We start from the raw sequence: 17,744 nt of genomic DNA, 5'->3' as shown, positions 1-17,744 counted from the left end.
TCGCGTCCCAAATAATAAATTCCCGACGTCAGCCAAGGTGCAAAACGCCGGGAATCCATTTCTTCAAAGTGATGTTACAGGCGCAGAGATCAGTTCCCCGCACTTTCCATTTTGCGATGGGCAACGACCTCTTCCAGCCAGCCCAGATGCATCTCGGGCACCGAGCTCAGCAGAAGGTCTGTATAGTCGTCGAATGGCGGGCTGAGCACCTGACTCTTTGGACCATAACGGGCCACGCGTCCCTGATACATCACCGCGATGCTGTCGCTGATCGCCCGAACCGTCGCCAGATCGTGGGTGATGAACAGATAGGCCACATCCTCGATCTTCTGCAAATCCAGCAGCAGTTTGAGGATACCGTCCGCTACAAGCGGGTCGAGCGCCGATGTCACTTCGTCACAGATGATCATCTTGGGCTTGGCTGCCAGTGACCGCGCGATGCAGACGCGTTGCTTTTGGCCACCGGACAACTCGGCCGGATAACGGTCGATGAACTTCTCGCCCAACTCGATCTCGTCCAGCAGTTCGACGACCCGTTTGCGCTTTTCGGCACCGCGCATGTTGAAGTAGAACTCCAGCGGGCGTCCGATGATCGTACCCACTGTCTGGCGCGGGTTCATTGCCACGTCAGCCATCTGATAGATCATCTGCAACTCGCGCAGGTCCTCGCGGGATCGTCCGGCAAGGTCAGGCGAAAGCTTGCGTCCGGCAAACGTAATCTCGCCGTCGCGCGGCGGCAGCAGGCCGGTGATCACTCGGGCAAGTGTCGATTTACCCGACCCGGATTCACCCACAACCGCCAGCGTCTGACCCGGATGAAGCTCGACATTGACGTTGTGCAGCACGTCGAAATTCAACCCCTTGTAGCGCGCGGTGATACCGTCAACGCTCAGCAGCGGTTCCGCTGTGGGCTGTTTTTCCTCGTGCTCGATCGAACGGACCGAGACCAGAGCCTGCGTGTACTCTTCCTGCGGGTTGTTGATGATCTGATCGGTTGACCCGTATTCAACCGTATTCCCCATCCGCAAAACCATGATTTCGTCGCTGACTTGCGCCACGACCGCAAGGTCGTGCGTGATGTAGAGAGCAGCAACACCGGTATCGCGAATGGCTTCTTTGATCGCCATCAGCACGTCGATTTGCGTGGTCACATCCAGTGCCGTGGTGGGTTCATCGAACACCACCAGATCGGGTTCAGGGCACAGCGCCAGCGCCGTCATGCATCGCTGCAACTGTCCGCCTGAAACCTGGTGTGGGTAGCGTTCGCCGATATTATCCGGGTCGGGTAGGCCTAGTTTGGCGAACAGTTCCCGCGCGCGGCCTTCGGCCTCTTTTCGCGAAAATTTCTTGTGCTCGACCGCAGCTTCGACAACCTGATCCATGATCTTCTTTGCCGGGTTGAACGACGCGGCTGCGGATTGCGACACATACGCAACCTCACCCCCGCGCAGATTGCGGATATCGCCATGCGACGATTTCAGGATATCGCGCCCGTTTACCCAAACCTCGCCGCCGGTAATTTCAACACCGCCCCGGCCATAGGCCATAGAAGCGAGGCCGATGGTGGACTTACCGGCACCGGATTCTCCGATCAGGCCCAGCACCTTGCCGCGTTCGAGGTCAAAACTGACCCCGTGCACGATTTCGATGTCATGGGGTTTTTCACCCGGTGGATAGACCGTTGCACCGATCTTGAGGTCACGGACCTTGAGAAGGGTATCACTCATCCCCGGCCTCCTTTCAGCGATGTGGTTCTGTTCAGGACCCAGTCAGCGACAAGGTTGACCGAGATCGCCAGCGTCGCGATGGCCACAGCTGGGTACAAAGCTGCGCCGATGCCATAAACGATGCCGTCCTTGTTTTCCTTCACGATGCCGCCCCAGTCGGCCAGCGGTGGCTGAACGCCCAGCCCCAGAAACGAAAGGGTCGAGATGAAGAGGACCATAAAGATAAACCGCAGCCCAAACTCGGCCACCAGCGGTGACAGGGCGTTTGGCAGGATTTCACGGAAGATGATCCAGGCACGGCCTTCGCCGCGCAACTTGGCGGCCTCTACATAATCCATCACGTTGATGTCGACGGCAACCGACCGCGACAGGCGATACGGGCGTGTCGCGTCCAGAAGACCCATCACCAGGATCAGGATCGGGACTGTCACCGGGACAATGGCCAGAATGACCAGTGCCAGGATCAGGGTCGGGATCGACATGATCAGATCAACTGCCCGGCTGAGAACCTGATCAGCCCAACCGCCCAGAACCGCAGCCAGCAAACCCAGCGACGTGCCGGTTACAAAGCTGAGGATCGTAGCCGCAGCCGCAATGAAAATCGTCGTACGCCCGCCGTAGATCATGCGTGTCAGCAGATCCCGACCTATATTGTCGGTGCCCAACAGGTGTTCGGCGCTTGATGGCTCCCACACATCGCCAACCACTTCGGCCATGCCGTAGGGCGCAATCAAAGGCGCGGCTAAGGCGACAAAGAAATAGAGACCTGTGAAAAACAGACCGATCATCGCCGAAATTGGAATATTCTTCATCATTTCGGATGCCTCAGTCTTGGGTTGGCCAGGATCGACACGATATCGGCCACCATGTTCAGCCCGATATAGACGGCGGCAAAGACCACACCACACGCCAGCACGACCGGCACGTCACGCTTGGTTACCGAGTCTACCAGGTATTGTCCCATGCCGGGATAAACGAACACCACTTCGACCACGACAACGCCCACGACCAGATAGGCCAGGTTCAGCATCACCACGTTTACAATGGGTGAGATCGCGTTCGGAAAGGCGTGTCGCGCAATGACCTGAAAGTTTGACAACCCCTTCAGTTCCGCCGTTTCGATATAGGCCGACTGCATCAGGTTGAGGATCGCCGCGCGGGTCATGCGCATCATCTGCGCCAAAACCACCAGCGTCAGCACGAAAGCGGGCAATGCGATCGCATTGAGTTTTTGCCCGAATGACATCGAGTCATTGATCATCGCAAGCGAGGAAAACCAGCCCAGCTTTACCGAAACATAGTAGATCACCACGTAGCCGATCAGAAACTCTGGTATTGACACTGTCGTAAGCGTGACAGCTGAGATCAGCTTGTCCGGCCAGCGGTTGCGGTAGCGGACTGCCAGCAAGCCAAGGAAGATGGCAAGCGGAACCGAAACCACGGCCGCGGCGCATGCCAGAAACAATGTGTTGCCCAACCGTTTGCCAATGCTTTCCGCAATGTCGAGCTTGTTGGTCAGGGACTGACCCAGATCACCCTGAACGATACCGCCCAGCCACTCGAAATAGCGGGTCAGGGCAGGCCGATTCAGGCCCATTTCTTCGCGCAGGTTTGCAAGGGCCTCTGGAGTTGCGGACTGCCCCAGGACGGCTTGCGCGGCGTCTCCGGGAAGAGCTTCGGTCAGGCCAAAAATCAAGGCCGAAGCGCCGAACAGCAATAGGATTCCCAGCGCGAGGCGCTGGGAAACCAATTTGATGATGGGATGCATTATCCGTGGCCCGTCTTAGACGAACCACATTTTGCGGGACATGTTGCCGTTCATCATCTCTTGCGTCGGGTCGCTTTCCCAGCCGTCCAGTTGGTTGCTGACACCTTCGACAAAGTCGTTGAACATCGGGCAGATCAGGCCGCCTTCGTCGCGAACCATTCTGCCCATCTGGCTATAGATGCCCTTGCGTTTTTCAACGTCCAGCTCCGCCTTTGCCGCGAACAGCATGTCATCAAACGCCTGAACCTTGAACCGAGTGTCGTTCCAGTCTGCGGTTGATAGATACGCGGTCGAGTACATCTGGTCCTGAACCGGACGGCCGCCCCAGTAGGAGGCACAGAAAGGCTGCACGTTCCAAACTTCGGACCAGTATCCGTCATTGGGTTCACGCTTGATCTCAAGCGGAATTCCGGCCTGCGCCGCCGTCTGTTGGAACAGGGCTGCGGCATCCACAGCACCCGGGAAGGCACCGTCAGCAACACGAAGGATAATCGGCGAGCCGTCATGACCGGACTTCTTGTAGTGCTCGGCGGCTTTTTCCACGCTGAACTCGCGCTGTTCGATGGTCTCATCAAACAGTGGGTAGGCGGCGTTGATCGGCATATCATTCCCGATCGAGCCATAGCCGCGCAGTACCTTGTCCACCAGATCCGCACGGTTGATTGCGTATTTCAGTGCCGTGCGCAGTTCGTTGTTGTCGAACGGAGCCGTGTCGCAATGCATGATGAAGACATAATGTCCGCGACCCGCTGTTGAATGCACCGTCAGGTTTGGCGCGCGCCCCAGTAAGTCGGCTACTTTGGGTTCTACGCGGTTAACGGCGTGCACCTGACCGGACTGCAGCGCTGCAGTACGTGCGGTCGCATCGTTGATGACAACCACTTCGACGCTGTCAAAGTTGCCAAAATCGCTGTTCCAGTGGTTTTCGTTCTTGGTGAACAGGTGACGGACACCGGGCTCGTCAACTTCCAGTTTGTACGGACCAGTACCGATCCCAGCCGCCGGGTTATCCATGCCGCCATCCGGCTGAATGATCAGGTGGTAGTCCGCCATCAGATAAGGCAGGTCGGCGTTCGCTTCGGTCAGAGTGACCTGGAAGTTGTCGCCGTCGGCCTTCATTGACTCGATGCCCTTCATGATGCCGAGGGCGCCAGATTTGGAGTCTTCGTTCGAGTGGCGCTGCATGGTCTTCAGCACATCCTCGCTGGTCATGGTCTTGCCATTGTGGAACTCGACACCCTGACGCAGTTTGAAGGTCCAAACCTTGGCGTCCGCGCTGCCTTCGACGCTTTCAGCCAGGCGCGGCTCGATGGACCCATCAGGTGCAACTTCTACAAGCTGGTCGCCGAATTGCTTGCCGTTCTGGAACGGAACCGAGCTGGCATAGGTTGCGGGATCCAGCGAGTTTGTGGACTCGCCACCCTGAAGGCCAAACTTCAGGTCGCCGCCCTTTTTCGGGCCAGCTGCGCGTGCTGCGTCGGCGAACATCGTGCTGGCCACGGCAGCCGAAACGCCCAGGGCCGCGGCTTTCCCCATGAATTCGCGGCGGGTCATTTTTCCGGCTGTGACCTGACCGGCCATATGCGTGATTTGTTCGTTCATTTAGTGATCTCCCTATCGAGTGGTTCCAGCCCTTTTCGGGCTTTTGTTGACGCATGAGTCAACGTTGGCTTATTTCCGCGGACCGGGCAAGGGTATTTCTCCTAGATGCCGAAGGCCGAAGCGCAAGTAACCTTGTTTGGCGCGATGCCCTTTCCACAAGAATACTATGATACAATTCTGTTTCAGGCCAGTTTCCGAGCCTTTGCGGTACGGCGCGGTGCGATATGCGTCAATTCATCCACGTATTGCGACAACCAGGTCCATGACATTGGTGCCGGTTGGCCCGGTTGTCAGCAAGGCTTGGGCTTTTTCCAGAAACGATCCGCTGTCAGCATTTCGAAGGGCGGTTATCCCGCTTTCGCTCCATGTTGCGCCGGTAATGATTCCTCCTGCCGCATTAGTCGGCCCGTCTGTGCCATCCGTGCCGCCGACAACAACTGTAAGGTTTGGCTGCCCGGCAATCTCCTGCGCCAGTGCAAGTGCCAGCGCCTGGTTTCGCCCACCGCGCCCAGGGTGATCGGGCAAGACCACTGTCGGCTCTCCGCCGAAGACCATCACGCCCTTTTCCATGCCGCGCAGCACTTGGCCGAGATGTGCGGCAACCTTCAGATAGTCGTCATGCAGCGCCTCTTCATCGGCCCAAACCTTTAGCCCAGCCGCTTCGGCGGCTTGTACAACCGCACTGCGGGCATGGGCGTTCGAGGCCACGATCCGCGTGACGGCCTCAAATGTGTGGCTGGAAGGCAAAGCGCCGATACCCGATCCAATGACATTGAGGTCGTCGCCCGGTACGTCCGAGATGGCCAGAACGGTCGCGCGCGCGCCCGCAAAGTGCGACAGCAACCCACCGCCTTTGATGCGGGACAGTTTGCGCCGCTCAGCGTTCATAGCGCCGATGTCCATTCCCTCTGACAGTAACTTGCGGTTCAACGCTTCAAGATCGCTTAGCGATTTTCCGGGCAAAAGGTCCTCGGCCAACGAAGACGCGCCACCCGACACCAGAAGCAGCACATGTGATCCGGGTTCCATCTGCTCCAGCGCAGCACGCAGAGCGCGCCCGCCTGCAAGGCTGCGGTTGTCCGGAACCGGGTGCGAGGCTTCGATCACCTCGACAGTGTCAGGCAAGTCCCGACCGTGATCGTCCTTGGTCACGACAAGCGTGGGCACCGTGCCGAACTGCTCCAACGCCGCCCGTGCCATGGCGGCGGCAGGCTTGCCAACGGCCAGAATACGATCCGGTTTCGGGATGTCGTGTAGGGCGGCCTCGGTGGCGGTGTATCCGTCAACGGCCTCAACTCCGGCGCGCCAAAGTTGAACGGCTTGCTTTTCAGTATCCATCAAGTCTCCACCCAAATTGTGACCGGTCCGTCGTTGACAAGTTCAACGGCCATGTCGGCCCCGAATTGTCCAGTTTCCACCGCTACACCTTGCGCAGCAAGGTGGTCTGCGAAGGTGTTATACAGATGCTCGCCCAGTTCGGGCGGTGCCGCCGTTGAAAACCCCGGCCTGTTACCGCTTGTTGTATCTGCCGCCAATGTAAACTGGCTGATCACCAAGGCTGACCCTTTTACATCCAGAAGCGAGCGGTTCATCTTGCCCGCGTCGTCCTTGAAGATCCTGAGTCTGGCGGTTTTCCGGGCCAGTTTTTCAGCCTGAGCCTCATCGTCCCCCTGCATGGCGCAGACAAGAATCAAAAGCCCCGGACCGGATACGCCAATGACGTTGCCATCGACCGATACTTTGGCTTGCGAAACTCTTTGCAGCAACGCGCGCACGTGGTTCCCCCCTCTTGGCGATTATCTTGCCTGAGCGATGGTTTAGCCGCGCCAGTCGACAAAGTCACCCAGCGCGGCACGATCTGTGCGAAAGTTATTTGCGGGGTGCTTTCTGTCCGAATACCCAAAGGAAATCGCGCACAGGATCAGGCGGTCTTCCGGGATCCGAAAATATCTGTGCAGGAAAGGGCCATACGCGGCTAATGCGGCCTGAGGAATGGTTGCCACTCCCAACGCCTGCGCTGCCAACGAAAAAGCCGTAACAAACCCTCCGCAATCCATTGCGCCATATGGCCCAAGTTCCGCCGGGCTTGAGACGATGGCGCAATGCGGCGCATCGAACAGAGCGAAATTGCGCATCATTTGTTGGGCCGATCCTGCCCGGTCCCCGCGTTCCACACCGACTGCTTCATAGAGCGCCCAACCGCACGCGCGGCGGCGGTCTTGATAGACGCCTGAATATGACGCGGGAAACGGAAGATCGGGGGCCGGTGCGCCTGTTTCAGCTTCGTTTTGCATCGCCGCGCGGAACCTGTCGGTCTCTGCGCCGCTTGTGATCACCAATTGCCACGGCTGCGCGTTACACCAGCTTGGGACCCGGGCCGCGCTGGCCACGATTTGTTCGATCTGCTCTTTTGGTACAGGGTCGGGCAGGAAGGCCCGGCAGGAATGGCGTTTCTCCAGAAGGTTATTCAGTTCTGCAAATGACACTAGCGCCTCGTTGTTATGTTCCGACCCTTAGGATGATCATGCCGCGCGAGATGTACAAGCAGTTGCTATTGCTGCCCGTTGGCTGCCAGATACCCGACAACCCCGGCAACAAGCAGGCCCAGAACAACGGCAATCGTGATCTTGATGGCTGACCAGGGACGTTCCCCCTGAACCCGCCCGGTTCGACCGTTCACCACAAATCGATAGGTCTGCCCGCGATATTTGTAAGCCGCCATCCAGATCGGCAGCAGAATATGTTTGAAGGTGACATTGCGCACCTCGGTGTCCACCGCGTGGATACGCTGCTTGTCACCCCCAATATCGAAGCGAACATCCCGTTCGATCACGCGCGCCATATGCGCGCGGGCCTCGGTATAGCCCTCATTGAGTTCAACCGTATACGCCTCGGCGCGAAACCCGGCGAGGTATTCTGGCTGGTAAGGTTCAAGTGCCGGCAAATCCCAAGGCTGCAACGCGTCGGTGTAAGCCTTGGGCAGCGACTGCGAGGCCAGCACCAGGACGTCGTCAAAAAACCGCGCAACACGACCCGATTTGGGCGACCAGCGCACTTTTGGCACCTGTTGCTGAACCCGTTTACCGTCCCGTATCACGGTGTGGGTTTCATAATAAATCACGCCGCGCTCACCACGGTAGGTGGACTTGGTGTCGGCATCAAAGGTCCAGTAAGGCACATAGATGCCCTGCATCTTGCGGCCCTTGCGGGCATAATCCTTCAACCCGTTTGGCGCGAACCATAACCGCCCCAGCCAATCGCTCATCGCCTTATGCGCCTCGCGCTCGTCGAAAGCAAAAGGCAGAACGCCCTTCGGTTTGATATGCCGGTTCACACCGGTGTCGGTTACCACCGGCGTGGCACAGAACGGGCATTCCGCAGCGTGCGTATTGGGGTCGAATTCAACCTGCGCCGCGCAGTTCGGACAGGACAGAACGCGGGTCTGTTCCAACTCGCTGTCAGGCAGACGATCCGCAATGGCCGCGTCAAAATCCAGTTCGCGCAGGCTGGCACCTTGCCAGGGACCCGATCCGATGGGTTCGGAATGACCACAATGATCACATGTCAGCGTACCATCGCCAGGGCTGAACCGGTAATCCGCGCCGCATTGCTGGCAGGGGAAGCGGTGCTCTGCAAGGTCAGGGGCGTGTGTCATACATTACCCAATAGTGTCAGGACAGATGGAGGAGTATCGCGTTTTGGTCAGGCCCCCGGCGGCGGCGGAGGCAGAATGGTGAACAACTGCGCCAGTTCCTGCACGTCTCCGGCCTTCTTCCAGCCGTCCTGGCCCGCGGTCCAGACATAGGTGTCGCGCGTCAGATCGCCCTCGCTGGCCATTCTGCCCATCCTGGCTTTGGAAAACGGGCCGCTGGTCTGCCCATCTACGGCGATATGCCAAACATGCTCGACCGGTGGCGGCGGCGGGGCCACATAGGCTGCCGGTCGCGGGGCAGCGGGGGCGGGCGCTCCCCACGGGCCGCTTGGCTGGCCTGCTGCGATGTTTGACATCTGCTGTGCCATTGCCATGCCCATTCCCATGCCAAGACCTGCGCCCATGCCACCGCCTTGGTTGGGGTTGCTGGCCGCAGCCGTCATCGCCTCCGCCGCGGAATACTGTGTGAATTTACCCAGATCTCCGGCCAACCCCATCGAGGTTCGCTTGTCCAATGCGGCCTCGACCGCTGGCGGAAGCGAAATATTCTCGATGTAGAATTCTGGCATTTCCAACCCATAGCCTTCCAGCACTGGGGAAACTTCGGCCGCGATCAGTTTGCCCAGATCAGCCGTGTTCGCCGCCATGTCCAATACGGGAATGCCAGATCCCGAAATAACGCGGCTGAACTCCTGCACGATGATGTTGCGGACCTGAAAGCTGATCTCGTTCATGGTGAATTCGCCGTCGGTTCCAACGATTTCCACAAGGAACCTGGCCGGGTCTTTTACGCGCACGGTATAGGTGCCATAGGCACGAATGCGGGTCGGCCCAAACTCGGGATCGCGCAGCATGATCGGGTTCTTGGTCCCCCATTTCAGGTCGTTGAACCGGGTCGTGTTGACAAAGTAGATCTCGGACTTGAACGGCGACTGAAAGCCATGATCCCAGTGCTGTAACGTGGTCAGGATCGGCATGTTGTTAGTCTCAAGCATATAGAGACCTGGCGTGAACACATCCGCCAGCTGCCCCTCGTGCACAAATACTGCCGCCTGACCTTCCCGCACCGTCAGCTTGGCACCGTATTTGATTTCATGGCCTTCACGCTCGAACCGCCAGACCATGGTGTCGCGAGTGTCGTCAACCCAATGGATGACGTCAATGAATTCTCCGGTCAGAAAATCGAATATTCCCATTTGGGTTCTCCTGTCCTTGGGTCAGAGCGGCTGCCCCATCAATTCCCGGGCAATGACATGCACGATGGGGCGGGCCTGATCGACTGTCACGCCGGGCTCAAGCCGCTTGTCATAAAGCATTGTCAGCAGTTTTTCGTCATGGCTCGTCAGCAGGGCAAACTCGTCATCATCATTGAAGATCGATGGGCGTGCTGCCGGGCTATCGTTCGACAATCCCAGCCCCTGTGCGATTTCTTCGTGGATACAGCTGCGACGGACCAGATCAGTCAATTCGGCCCGGATCAACGCAACGGCGCGCACATATTTATACGGAGAGGCCGTTGTCGCCGAGGCAAAAACAAAACAATCGAAATTCGATCTCGGATTTGCCACCAGATCAAGCGAAGCCTGACTGATATTCGGGATCAGCTGTTTCAGGCGGGACACCACATAGGCGCTGTCGTCCTTGCCCGCGAAGAAGACGTGGAAGTTAGCGTTTCGGGAGACCACGGAAATCGGATGATCCGTCAGCCTCGCCAGGCGCGACGCAAAGGATTGAACCCGTTCCGCATCTTGTTGCCGTACGGCGGGCAGCACGGAAGGCCCAAACTCGGTCTGGATGCGCACCGGCCCCGACCACCGGCTGAGCTGCCCGTCTGTCTGGCGCGAACCGATGGAAACGTTTTGGGTCGGATATTCGCTGTAGAACGCAATCGTTTCGAAATTTCGCGCCAGATCCTGGGCGTCATAAGGTGTATCAGGGCCGCCCCCGTCTGTCCGCAATAACCCCCGCACCAGAAGGTCGCGTTCGACACGCTGGTAAAACCGCGCCAAATCCTGACTTGCGGCAGAGGGCGGTACATAGGCATTCGCCGCAACAGAAACAGGCGCTGGGCGCGCTTGCGGTGGAATCGAGGAAGTCAGTGTTTCATCGCAATTGGCCAAAGCCAACAACGCCGCCATCCCCAGCGCCTTTTTCAGATATTCGTAGGCCTTCACGCCACTCCCGCCTTTAGCCAGGAACTGCCGTGCCGGCGTTATCGCCGATTCCATCCCGCCGCGCCTTGGCAGACGCCAAAGTGTCGCGCAGTTCCACCTCCATCTTCTGCAGCTCGGCCTCGGCCGCGGCACGTTTGGCTTTTCCTTCATCCGCAATGGCCAGGCTTTCGTTGATAGTGCCGATCAGGTCTGCGTTGGCCTTTTTGACAGCTTCGATATCGAACACGCCGCGTTCCATTTCCTCGCGGATCATCTTGTTCGACTGGCGCAGATTGGCAGCATTCGAAGTCAAAAGCTCGTTGGTCAAATCGTTGGCGTCGCGCACCGCGGCGGCAGCTTCGGCGCTGCGCTGAATGGTAACGGCCTGTGCCAGTTGCGTTTCCCACAGCGGCACGGTGTTCACCAGCGTCGAGTTGATCTTTGTGACCAGAGACTTGTCGTTCTCCTGCACCAGCCGAATCGAAGGCAGCGACTGCATCGTGACCTGACGGGTCAGTTTCAGATCGTGCACGCGGCGCTCCAGATCGTCACGCGCGGCGCGCATGTCACGCAGTTCCTGCGCTTTCATCACTTGTTCTTCTTCTGGCGCGGCCTGAACGGCAGCTTCCCTTTCGGGGATGTCGTGGCTGTCCAATTCGGTCAGCTTTTCTTCACCCGCCGCGATGTACAGCGCCAGTTCATCATAGAAGCCCAGTGTTTTTTCGTACAGCAGGTCCAGCGATTTGATGTCCTTGAGCAGTGTATGCTCATGCCCCAGAAGATCGTCGGTTATGCGGTCGATTTGCCCCTGAACTTCTTCAAACTGAGCGGTGAATTTCGCAAATGGCGCGGCCCTGCCCAGCAGCCTTTCCCACCAGCTGCGCTCGCGGCGCACGTCCAGCTCACTGACCGAAAACCCGCGGATCGTGGTCACGATATTGCGCAGGCTGTCGCCTGCGGGGCCTACATCCTTGTTGCGCACATCCGCCAGCATGGCCTGACTGATTTCCTGCAATTCGGCCTGAGCGGAAGATCCGAAAGCAACAATCGAATTGGTGTTGCTCATGTCGATCTCGTCCATGCGCTTGCGGATCTCGGCACTCACTGGTTCGTCGGCTTCTTCAAGCGAGATAACCTCGGCCTTTGGTTCGGGCAGGGCAACTGCGGTGACTTCCTGCACCAGTGTTTCGGCCTGAGCCGCCTTGTTCTTGATCTCATCGGACATGGGGATGTTCCTCGCTCAAATAATGGCCGGTCAGTCCAACCGGACGCCTTCGCGCTGCAGTCTTTCGCGCAGCACGTCGATTTCGACCGTCAGATCACTGCGGTCATCCAATAGCATTTTGCGCGTACGCGCGGCGAAATTCTGTTCTAGGTCATCCAGCAGCGCGACGTAGTCCGTCATCGCCTGCGCATCGCGGGTCCGGGCATAGACATCGGCGAACTTGACCGTCGCATCACGCGCGCCCTGTAGATAAACCGTCATGTATTTTCGCGCGCCCGCCAGATCGCGGGGGTCTTCCTCGACCGTTCGAAAAAGGTCACGTGCAGTGTCCTGAAACCGTTCCAAACGGGCTTCGATCCGGCGATCACCCGCGCGTTTGATGGCGTCCGTCATCTCGGAAAGACGGTTTTCCGCATCCTCAACGACCCGGGCAACGCGATCTTGCTGAAAGGTGTCAATTCCTTCCATGCCTTTGTCCTTCATCGGATCAAACCCGAAGGAGGCCGAGTGCAGCACGGTTGCTGCCGCGCCGAACAAGACGGGGGCAAGCAGGCTGACTTGTGATGCCGTTTCCGCATTCAGAAACTCGGTCCGGTACGACGCAAAAGCGGCACCCAGACCTGTCAGAAGGCTGGCAAAGATTTTACGCGGAAAAGCAGGTCGGCGGGCGGTTTTACGGGCGTTAAACGCGGCTTCGGCCCGCAGACCTTCGCGCAGCAAAAACGCAGCTGCCGTCAGCAGGCCAGCTGCGATCAGACCAATGGTCATGCCAATCGCGCCGTCGTTCAGCGACAGAAATACCAATGGGATCGCCGGTATGAACAGGACATTGGCCCGTGCACCCGCAGGTTCGACCCGCGCGCCATCGAATTGTCCACGGGGCTGAAGAGTGTCACCGGACGCATTGTCCTGAGGGCTGTATTTGCCGCCAAATCGCTTTGCCATGCGTTACAAGCCCCCAAGCACGCCTGTGCACACGCCAAACAAAAGCACCAGCAATACGGCGTAGGCGAATTTTTGCACTCCGCTTCCGGACATCACGCTCCCCAAATAGCAGCAATCACAGAAAATTTAGGGGATACGCATGCTTGGCGCTAGGGGGAAGGTTGCCGAACCTGCATCACTTGCGGGGATTCTTGCCGATGGGCGGGCGTTTTCTTTGTGGTCGCGTCGGGCGTTTGGGGGCCGCTTCGGGTTTGGCATCCGAATCCAGGCCAAGTTGATCGCGCATAACGCGGCGGCGGATTTCTTCGACTTCGCCCGGCTTCAGATTGCCCAATTGGAACGGTCCGTAAGAAACCCGCAACAAACGGTTCACATTAAAACCGATATCTTCCATCGCGCGGCGGATTTCACGGTTCTTTCCTTCGCGCAGACCGATGGTCAGCCAGGCATTGGCCCCTTGCTGGCGATCCAGCGTGACGGTCATCGGCTGGAACCGCACTCCCTCAATCACCAGCCCTTTGCGCAGCGGTTCGAAATCTTCGTCTTTCGGGCGGCCGTTTACCCGCACACGGTATTTGCGCAACCAGCCGGTCGCTGGCAGTTCAAGCTTGCGCTTGATAGCACCATCATTAGTCAGCAGCAGCAGACCTTCGGAATTCAGGTCAAGCCGGCCAACGCTCATCACCCGCGGCATGTCTTCGGGCAGCTTGTCGAAAATCGTATCGCGCCCTTTTTCGTCGCGGGTTGTTGTGACCAGCCCAGCAGGCTTGTGATACAGCCACAAGCGCGAGGGTTCCGGTTCCGAGACCGGTTTACCGTCGACAACGATCTTGTCTTTTTCTGTTACGTTCAGGGCGGGGCTGTCGATGGCCTTGCCATTTACGGCCACGCGGCCAGCTTCGATCATGCGTTCGGCCTCGCGCCGCGACGCGACGCCGGCGCGGGCCAGGACTTTGGCGATCCGGTCGCCGGGAGGAGGGGTCTTGTTCATGTCTGGGCCATACCCTATCCCGCGCGCTTGCGAAAGGCAGGTTTCTGATGCAGTCAGGGGCATGATGTTCAAATCGCATATGGAACAGGCACTGAGTGAGGCGCGCGCTGCAGCGGATCGCGGCGAAGTGCCCGTTGGCGCGGTCATTGTCGGGCCGGACGGCTCTGTTGTGGCGGTGGCAGGAAACCGGACGCGTGAGTCGAACGACCCAACGGCGCATGCAGAAATCCTGGCTTTGCGCGCGGCCTGTGCCCATGCTGGATCTGAAAGACTGCCCGGACATGATATCTATGTCACACTGGAACCCTGCGCCATGTGCGCAGCGGCCCTGGCGGCCGCGCGTATCCGGCGCGTTTATTACGGGGCTTCCGATCCCAAATCCGGCGGCGTGGCCCATGGCGCGAGGGTTTTTTCCCACCCGCAAGCGCATCACAAGCCCGAGGTCTATGACGGCTTAGCAGCCAAAGAATGTGAAACCCTGCTGCTGGATTTTTTCGCAGAAAAACGAAAAGAAAAATGAGGCTGGCCTGACAGGACGGCTACTGTCAGTTCCAGTCCAGGCGATACACTGTCTGCTGCCCGCCGAACCCTTTCAGTGAGACCGATTTTGGCGTGCTGAATTTCAGACCGCCCGCCGGGCTGACCAGCAATCTGGTTACGTCGGTGACGTGAAATTCGTTCGGGCCACTTACGTCTGTCACGCGCGCGGCCTTATTGACGACGGACCCGAAGAAATCCTCATCTTTCTGTATGACGTCGCCAGTATGAATTCCAATCCGCAGACCCAGAGGTGTTTCGGCATTTGCCAACGCGTTCTTACTTTGCAGCTCGATTGCTGCCTGGATTGCATCCTGGACTGTTGGGAAGATCGACATCGTGCCGTCCCCAAGGGATTTGACCAGCCGTCCCTGATGGGCGTGGATGAGGTTTTCAGTCAGATCAAAATGACCGGAAATAAGCTGGGCCCATTTCTTGTCGCCCAATTGCCGGGTGATATCTGACGACCCGACAATGTCAGTGAACATGACCGAGGCGGTTCCCTCAGTCTGATCCTGTGTGAACTCCTGCTTTGCGGCTTCGATCAGTGCATTCAACGCCGCATGTTCGATGCCGATCTTTTCCATGTTCGAGGTTGGGTTGGACACATGCAGCTGCACCATTTTCCAGACGCCGTCTTCCAGATGCAGTACAAATGTAAAGCGGTGCCAGGCTGAATTGCCGTTCGAATGAAAGGTCAGCGTCGCTTCGCAAAATGCCCAGCCCACATCCCCACATTCAAAAGCTTCCAGCGAATGTTCCTGCCAGTCATAGTCCGGGATTTCCTTGGTGTGATCCGCGAAGCCACGGCGAAACACCTGCCCGAACCATGCCTCTTCATCCGCCGAGCCCTGATACCGCAGGTGTTCCGAGGATGACAACATATTGACCAGCACAGCCCGATCCTTGTCGTGAACGGCTTGATTCCATCGCCGTACAACTGCGATCAGTTCCGGTGAAGGGACAATGTCGCTGGTCATATCATCCCTACAGCTTTATCGCCTGCATAACCTGCGGTTCGATGACGTCTACACCCGGCAAAGCACCTGCCAGCGCCTGAGCGGATTGCTCAAGAATCGGGAAGGTCTTGTAGTGGCAGGGGATCACAGTTTTGAAGTTGAAGTATCGTTTGGCTGCATAGGCGGCGCCTTTCATATCCATGGTGAAGTGCCCACCTGCGGACAGGATGCCGATATCGGGTTTGTAGTAATCCCCCATCCAGTCCATATCCGCCATGATATCCGTGTCACCTGATACATAGACCATGCGGCCCTCGGTACTGATCATGAAGCCGACCTCGCTGCCGCCCGTGCGCAGGCCGTCAGGTGTCGAAAAGGTCGAGCTGTGAGAGGCCGGGACCATTGTTACCTTGACTCCGTTCAGGTTGACCGTGCCGCCCTTGTTGAAACCAATGGTCTCGATGCTTTCGGCTTCGGCCCAGTACCCCATCAGGTCATATTGTCCCACAACCGGAATTTTCAGGTGTTTGGCCAACGGCAGAACGTCGACGACATGGTCAAAATGTGTATGGGTCAGAAGGATGTGGGTGGCGCCATCAACGGCGGCGTCATGCTGTTCCTCGGGCATGACCGGGTTGCCGGTCAGCCAGGGGTCGATTAGCAGCACTTGTCCCTGGGATTCGATACGGAAACTTCCATGGCCCAACCAGATAATGTTCATAATAATTTCCTCCCAATCATTCTGTTGGCGGCAGCCTAACATCGGATAAGTAAATTTCCATGGATTGGTTTCGTGAAATAGACGGGTATTGCGAGCGGTTGTCTCCGGCCTACTGGGCCGAGCCCGTTAACGCGGTCACAAACGCTGCTTTTCTGATTTGCGCATGGGTCATGTGGCGGCGCGTGCGCAATCAGAACATGCCGCTGGCCAAGGTTCTGGTGGCGCTTCTGGCGATCATCGGGTTTGGCAGTTACCTGTTTCACACGCATGCGCAGGTATGGGCGGCTTTGGCGGATGTCGCGCCCATACTGTCGTTCATTTTAGTCTATATCTTTGCGGTGAACAAAAACATCTGGAGGATGCCTTTGGGGCTGGCGTTCGGGGGAATGCTTCTTTTTCTTCCCTATGCGGCTGCTGCTGTCCCACTTTTCCAACAGGTTCCGGGGCTTGGAGGTTCGGCGGTTTATCCGGCGGTCGCTTTGCTGATCCTGATCTATGCTGTTGCGTTGCGCGGCCGTGATCCGATTCTGGCCAAAGGAATGACAATCGGGGCGTTGATCCTGATCTTGTCGATTACCTTCCGTGCCCTCGATATGCGTTTCTGCGGCCAATGGCCGGTGGGGACACATTTCATGTGGCATATCCTGAATGCTATTATGCTGGGCTGGATGATCGAAGTGTATCGTGCGGCCCTCATCAGGGGCCGCGTTACCCAAACTCGTGGATCATGAGCATATGTCGGGTAGGCCTGTCGTGACCATCCTTCAGACTTATGATTCGGTCGGTGAAACGGCGCGGCCCTTTTCTCAGTCTTGAAAGGCTGCGGCCAGATGATCCGGCAGGTCGAATTCGCACAAAACCCGTGCGCGGCCCTCGGGCGACATCTTGCGGGCAGTCTTCTCAACGATGCTTTGGATTTTCTCGGCTGAGTGTTTCGCCGCAAAGGGCTGGAAATACCATTTCAGAAATACAAAGCAGATCACATCTTCCAGCGCCTGCACCTCTGCATCGCGTTTGATGCCTTGCTTGCGCAACATGCGACCCGCGGCTTCGGCCTGCTCGGCGTCATAGCCTTCTTGGGTCATCAAACTCATCACCACATCCGCGTGATGCACACCCTGCGCCTTGCGCCAGGCCAGATAACCCGCCCGGCCTTCAGGGAATTCATTGCGGGCAAGTTTCCACCGCTCCACATGTTGACCACGCGCCGCAATCTGCAAGGCGTCGGACGCGCCCGGAAACAGTCGGTCAAGCTCTGCGCTCATCCGCTCGCCGTAAAGCTGCGCTTCGGGGCGGCCATCATCGCGATTGGGGTCATTTGCGTTGGCCGCATCAATGGCATCCAGGACCGCTTGTTTTTGCGTGTTCATCAGCTGCTCCACTTGCTTGTCAGAACCGCAAGTGCCCTATGCAGTTCCTTTTTGGTATTTGCAGCAATGCTAACGACTCGCTTTGGGCTGTGCA

18 protein-coding genes are annotated in these 17,744 nt (G+C 57.9%); 2 read left to right on the top strand and 16 right to left on the bottom strand.

The genetic code is table 11. The annotated features are described in order from the left end of the window. Positions 1–89: 89 nt before the first annotated feature. The 13 genes from ACR0ID_RS07070 to ACR0ID_RS07010 form a co-directional block, all read right to left on the bottom strand. Positions 90–1,727, bottom strand: coding sequence for an ABC transporter ATP-binding protein (locus ACR0ID_RS07070; RefSeq protein WP_480475718.1), 1,638 nt, complete (start codon positions 1,725–1,727; stop codon positions 90–92). Next, positions 1,724–2,539, bottom strand: a complete 816-nt coding sequence (locus ACR0ID_RS07065) for an ABC transporter permease (protein ID WP_480604598.1) — start codon at positions 2,537–2,539, stop codon at positions 1,724–1,726. Before ACR0ID_RS07065 ends, ACR0ID_RS07070 begins: the two co-directional genes overlap by 4 nt. After that, a complete protein-coding gene (locus ACR0ID_RS07060) occupies positions 2,539–3,495 on the bottom strand; it encodes an ABC transporter permease (protein WP_480604571.1) in 957 nt (318 codons plus the stop codon). Before ACR0ID_RS07060 ends, ACR0ID_RS07065 begins: the two co-directional genes overlap by 1 nt. A 15-nt stretch (positions 3,496–3,510) precedes the next feature. Further along, on the bottom strand, positions 3,511–5,097 hold the full coding sequence (locus tag ACR0ID_RS07055) for an ABC transporter substrate-binding protein (protein ID WP_480604570.1): 1,587 nt from the start codon (positions 5,095–5,097) through the stop codon (positions 3,511–3,513). A 234-nt stretch (positions 5,098–5,331) separates the two neighbouring features. After that, complete coding sequence (locus tag ACR0ID_RS07050; RefSeq protein WP_480604568.1) at positions 5,332–6,435, bottom strand: glycerate kinase type-2 family protein; 1,104 nt, start codon at positions 6,433–6,435, stop codon at positions 5,332–5,334. Continuing rightward, a complete protein-coding gene (gene dtd, locus ACR0ID_RS07045; RefSeq protein WP_480604566.1) occupies positions 6,435–6,872 on the bottom strand; it encodes a D-aminoacyl-tRNA deacylase in 438 nt (145 codons plus the stop codon). Before dtd ends, ACR0ID_RS07050 begins: the two co-directional genes overlap by 1 nt. A 42-nt stretch (positions 6,873–6,914) precedes the next feature. Continuing rightward, a complete protein-coding gene (locus ACR0ID_RS07040; RefSeq protein ID WP_480604564.1) occupies positions 6,915–7,583 on the bottom strand; it encodes a nitroreductase in 669 nt (222 codons plus the stop codon). A 65-nt stretch (positions 7,584–7,648) separates the two neighbouring features. Beyond that, complete coding sequence (locus ACR0ID_RS07035) at positions 7,649–8,752, bottom strand: TFIIB-type zinc finger domain-containing protein (RefSeq protein ID WP_480604563.1); 1,104 nt, start codon at positions 8,750–8,752, stop codon at positions 7,649–7,651. Positions 8,753–8,799: 47 nt separating this feature from the next. Next, positions 8,800–9,945 (bottom strand): SPFH domain-containing protein, encoded by a 1,146-nt coding sequence (locus tag ACR0ID_RS07030; RefSeq protein ID WP_480554021.1) that lies wholly within the window; start codon positions 9,943–9,945, stop codon positions 8,800–8,802. A gap of 21 nt (positions 9,946–9,966) precedes the next feature. Then, the gene (locus tag ACR0ID_RS07025; protein ID WP_480517713.1) at positions 9,967–10,887 is read right to left on the bottom strand and encodes a DUF2927 domain-containing protein; all 921 of its coding nucleotides are present in this window, start codon (positions 10,885–10,887) and stop codon (positions 9,967–9,969) included. Positions 10,888–10,936: 49 nt separating this feature from the next. Then, entirely contained in the window at positions 10,937–12,127 is a 1,191-nt protein-coding gene (locus ACR0ID_RS07020; RefSeq protein WP_480604561.1) for a toxic anion resistance protein, read from the bottom strand. A 30-nt stretch (positions 12,128–12,157) separates the two neighbouring features. After that, a complete protein-coding gene (locus tag ACR0ID_RS07015; protein WP_480604559.1) occupies positions 12,158–13,072 on the bottom strand; it encodes a 5-bromo-4-chloroindolyl phosphate hydrolysis family protein in 915 nt (304 codons plus the stop codon). A 175-nt stretch (positions 13,073–13,247) separates the two neighbouring features. Beyond that, entirely contained in the window at positions 13,248–14,063 is an 816-nt protein-coding gene (locus ACR0ID_RS07010) for a pseudouridine synthase (protein ID WP_480604557.1), read from the bottom strand. Positions 14,064–14,124: 61 nt separating this feature from the next. Between ACR0ID_RS07010 and ACR0ID_RS07005 the strand changes: the two genes are divergently transcribed. Further along, positions 14,125–14,583, top strand: coding sequence for a nucleoside deaminase (locus ACR0ID_RS07005; RefSeq protein WP_480493855.1), 459 nt, complete (start codon positions 14,125–14,127; stop codon positions 14,581–14,583). A gap of 25 nt (positions 14,584–14,608) precedes the next feature. On the opposite strand, the gene ACR0ID_RS07000 is transcribed toward ACR0ID_RS07005, so the two are convergent. Both ACR0ID_RS07000 and ACR0ID_RS06995 read right to left on the bottom strand, forming a co-directional pair. Continuing rightward, entirely contained in the window at positions 14,609–15,580 is a 972-nt protein-coding gene (locus ACR0ID_RS07000) for an adenylate/guanylate cyclase domain-containing protein (RefSeq protein WP_480604555.1), read from the bottom strand. A gap of 7 nt (positions 15,581–15,587) precedes the next feature. Next, positions 15,588–16,280 carry a metal-dependent hydrolase gene (locus ACR0ID_RS06995; protein ID WP_480604553.1) on the bottom strand — a complete coding sequence of 231 codons (693 nt, stop codon included), beginning with the start codon at positions 16,278–16,280 and terminating at the stop codon, positions 15,588–15,590. A 59-nt stretch (positions 16,281–16,339) separates the two neighbouring features. Between ACR0ID_RS06995 and ACR0ID_RS06990 the strand changes: the two genes are divergently transcribed. Beyond that, positions 16,340–17,011, top strand: coding sequence for a ceramidase domain-containing protein (locus ACR0ID_RS06990; RefSeq protein WP_480604551.1), 672 nt, complete (start codon positions 16,340–16,342; stop codon positions 17,009–17,011). A gap of 75 nt (positions 17,012–17,086) precedes the next feature. Here the strand turns inward: ACR0ID_RS06990 and ACR0ID_RS06985 are convergent, their stop codons facing one another. Beyond that, on the bottom strand, positions 17,087–17,650 hold the full coding sequence (locus ACR0ID_RS06985) for a DUF4202 domain-containing protein (protein WP_480493731.1): 564 nt from the start codon (positions 17,648–17,650) through the stop codon (positions 17,087–17,089). Between the last annotated feature and the right edge of the window lie 94 nt (positions 17,651–17,744).

Source organism: Ruegeria sp. AL2 (assembly GCF_056540845.1).
This window is presented reverse-complemented; position numbering and strand designations above follow the sequence as displayed.

Bases quoted from the DNA above. Each gene is read 5' to 3' on its own strand.
- ACR0ID_RS07070 (WP_480475718.1), bottom strand. From the start codon at position 1,727: ATGAGTGATACCCTTCTCAAGGTCCGTGACCTCAAGATCGGTGCAACG.
- ACR0ID_RS07065 (WP_480604598.1), bottom strand. From the start codon at position 2,539: ATGAAGAATATTCCAATTTCGGCGATGATCGGTCTGTTTTTCACAGGT.
- ACR0ID_RS07060 (WP_480604571.1), bottom strand. From the start codon at position 3,495: ATGCATCCCATCATCAAATTGGTTTCCCAGCGCCTCGCGCTGGGAATC.
- ACR0ID_RS07055 (WP_480604570.1), bottom strand. From the start codon at position 5,097: ATGAACGAACAAATCACGCATATGGCCGGTCAGGTCACAGCCGGAAAA.
- ACR0ID_RS07050 (WP_480604568.1), bottom strand. From the start codon at position 6,435: ATGGATACTGAAAAGCAAGCCGTTCAACTTTGGCGCGCCGGAGTTGAG.
- ACR0ID_RS07035 (WP_480604563.1), bottom strand. From the start codon at position 8,752: ATGACACACGCCCCTGACCTTGCAGAGCACCGCTTCCCCTGCCAGCAA.
- ACR0ID_RS07030 (WP_480554021.1), bottom strand. From the start codon at position 9,945: ATGGGAATATTCGATTTTCTGACCGGAGAATTCATTGACGTCATCCAT.
- ACR0ID_RS07025 (WP_480517713.1), bottom strand. From the start codon at position 10,887: ATGGCGGCGTTGTTGGCTTTGGCCAATTGCGATGAAACACTGACTTCC.
- ACR0ID_RS07020 (WP_480604561.1), bottom strand. From the start codon at position 12,127: ATGTCCGATGAGATCAAGAACAAGGCGGCTCAGGCCGAAACACTGGTG.
- ACR0ID_RS07015 (WP_480604559.1), bottom strand. From the start codon at position 13,072: ATGGCAAAGCGATTTGGCGGCAAATACAGCCCTCAGGACAATGCGTCC.
- ACR0ID_RS07010 (WP_480604557.1), bottom strand. From the start codon at position 14,063: ATGAACAAGACCCCTCCTCCCGGCGACCGGATCGCCAAAGTCCTGGCC.
- ACR0ID_RS07005 (WP_480493855.1), top strand. From the start codon at position 14,125: ATGATGTTCAAATCGCATATGGAACAGGCACTGAGTGAGGCGCGCGCT.
- ACR0ID_RS07000 (WP_480604555.1), bottom strand. From the start codon at position 15,580: ATGACCAGCGACATTGTCCCTTCACCGGAACTGATCGCAGTTGTACGG.
- ACR0ID_RS06995 (WP_480604553.1), bottom strand. From the start codon at position 16,280: ATGAACATTATCTGGTTGGGCCATGGAAGTTTCCGTATCGAATCCCAG.
- ACR0ID_RS06990 (WP_480604551.1), top strand. From the start codon at position 16,340: ATGGATTGGTTTCGTGAAATAGACGGGTATTGCGAGCGGTTGTCTCCG.
- ACR0ID_RS06985 (WP_480493731.1), bottom strand. From the start codon at position 17,650: ATGAACACGCAAAAACAAGCGGTCCTGGATGCCATTGATGCGGCCAAC.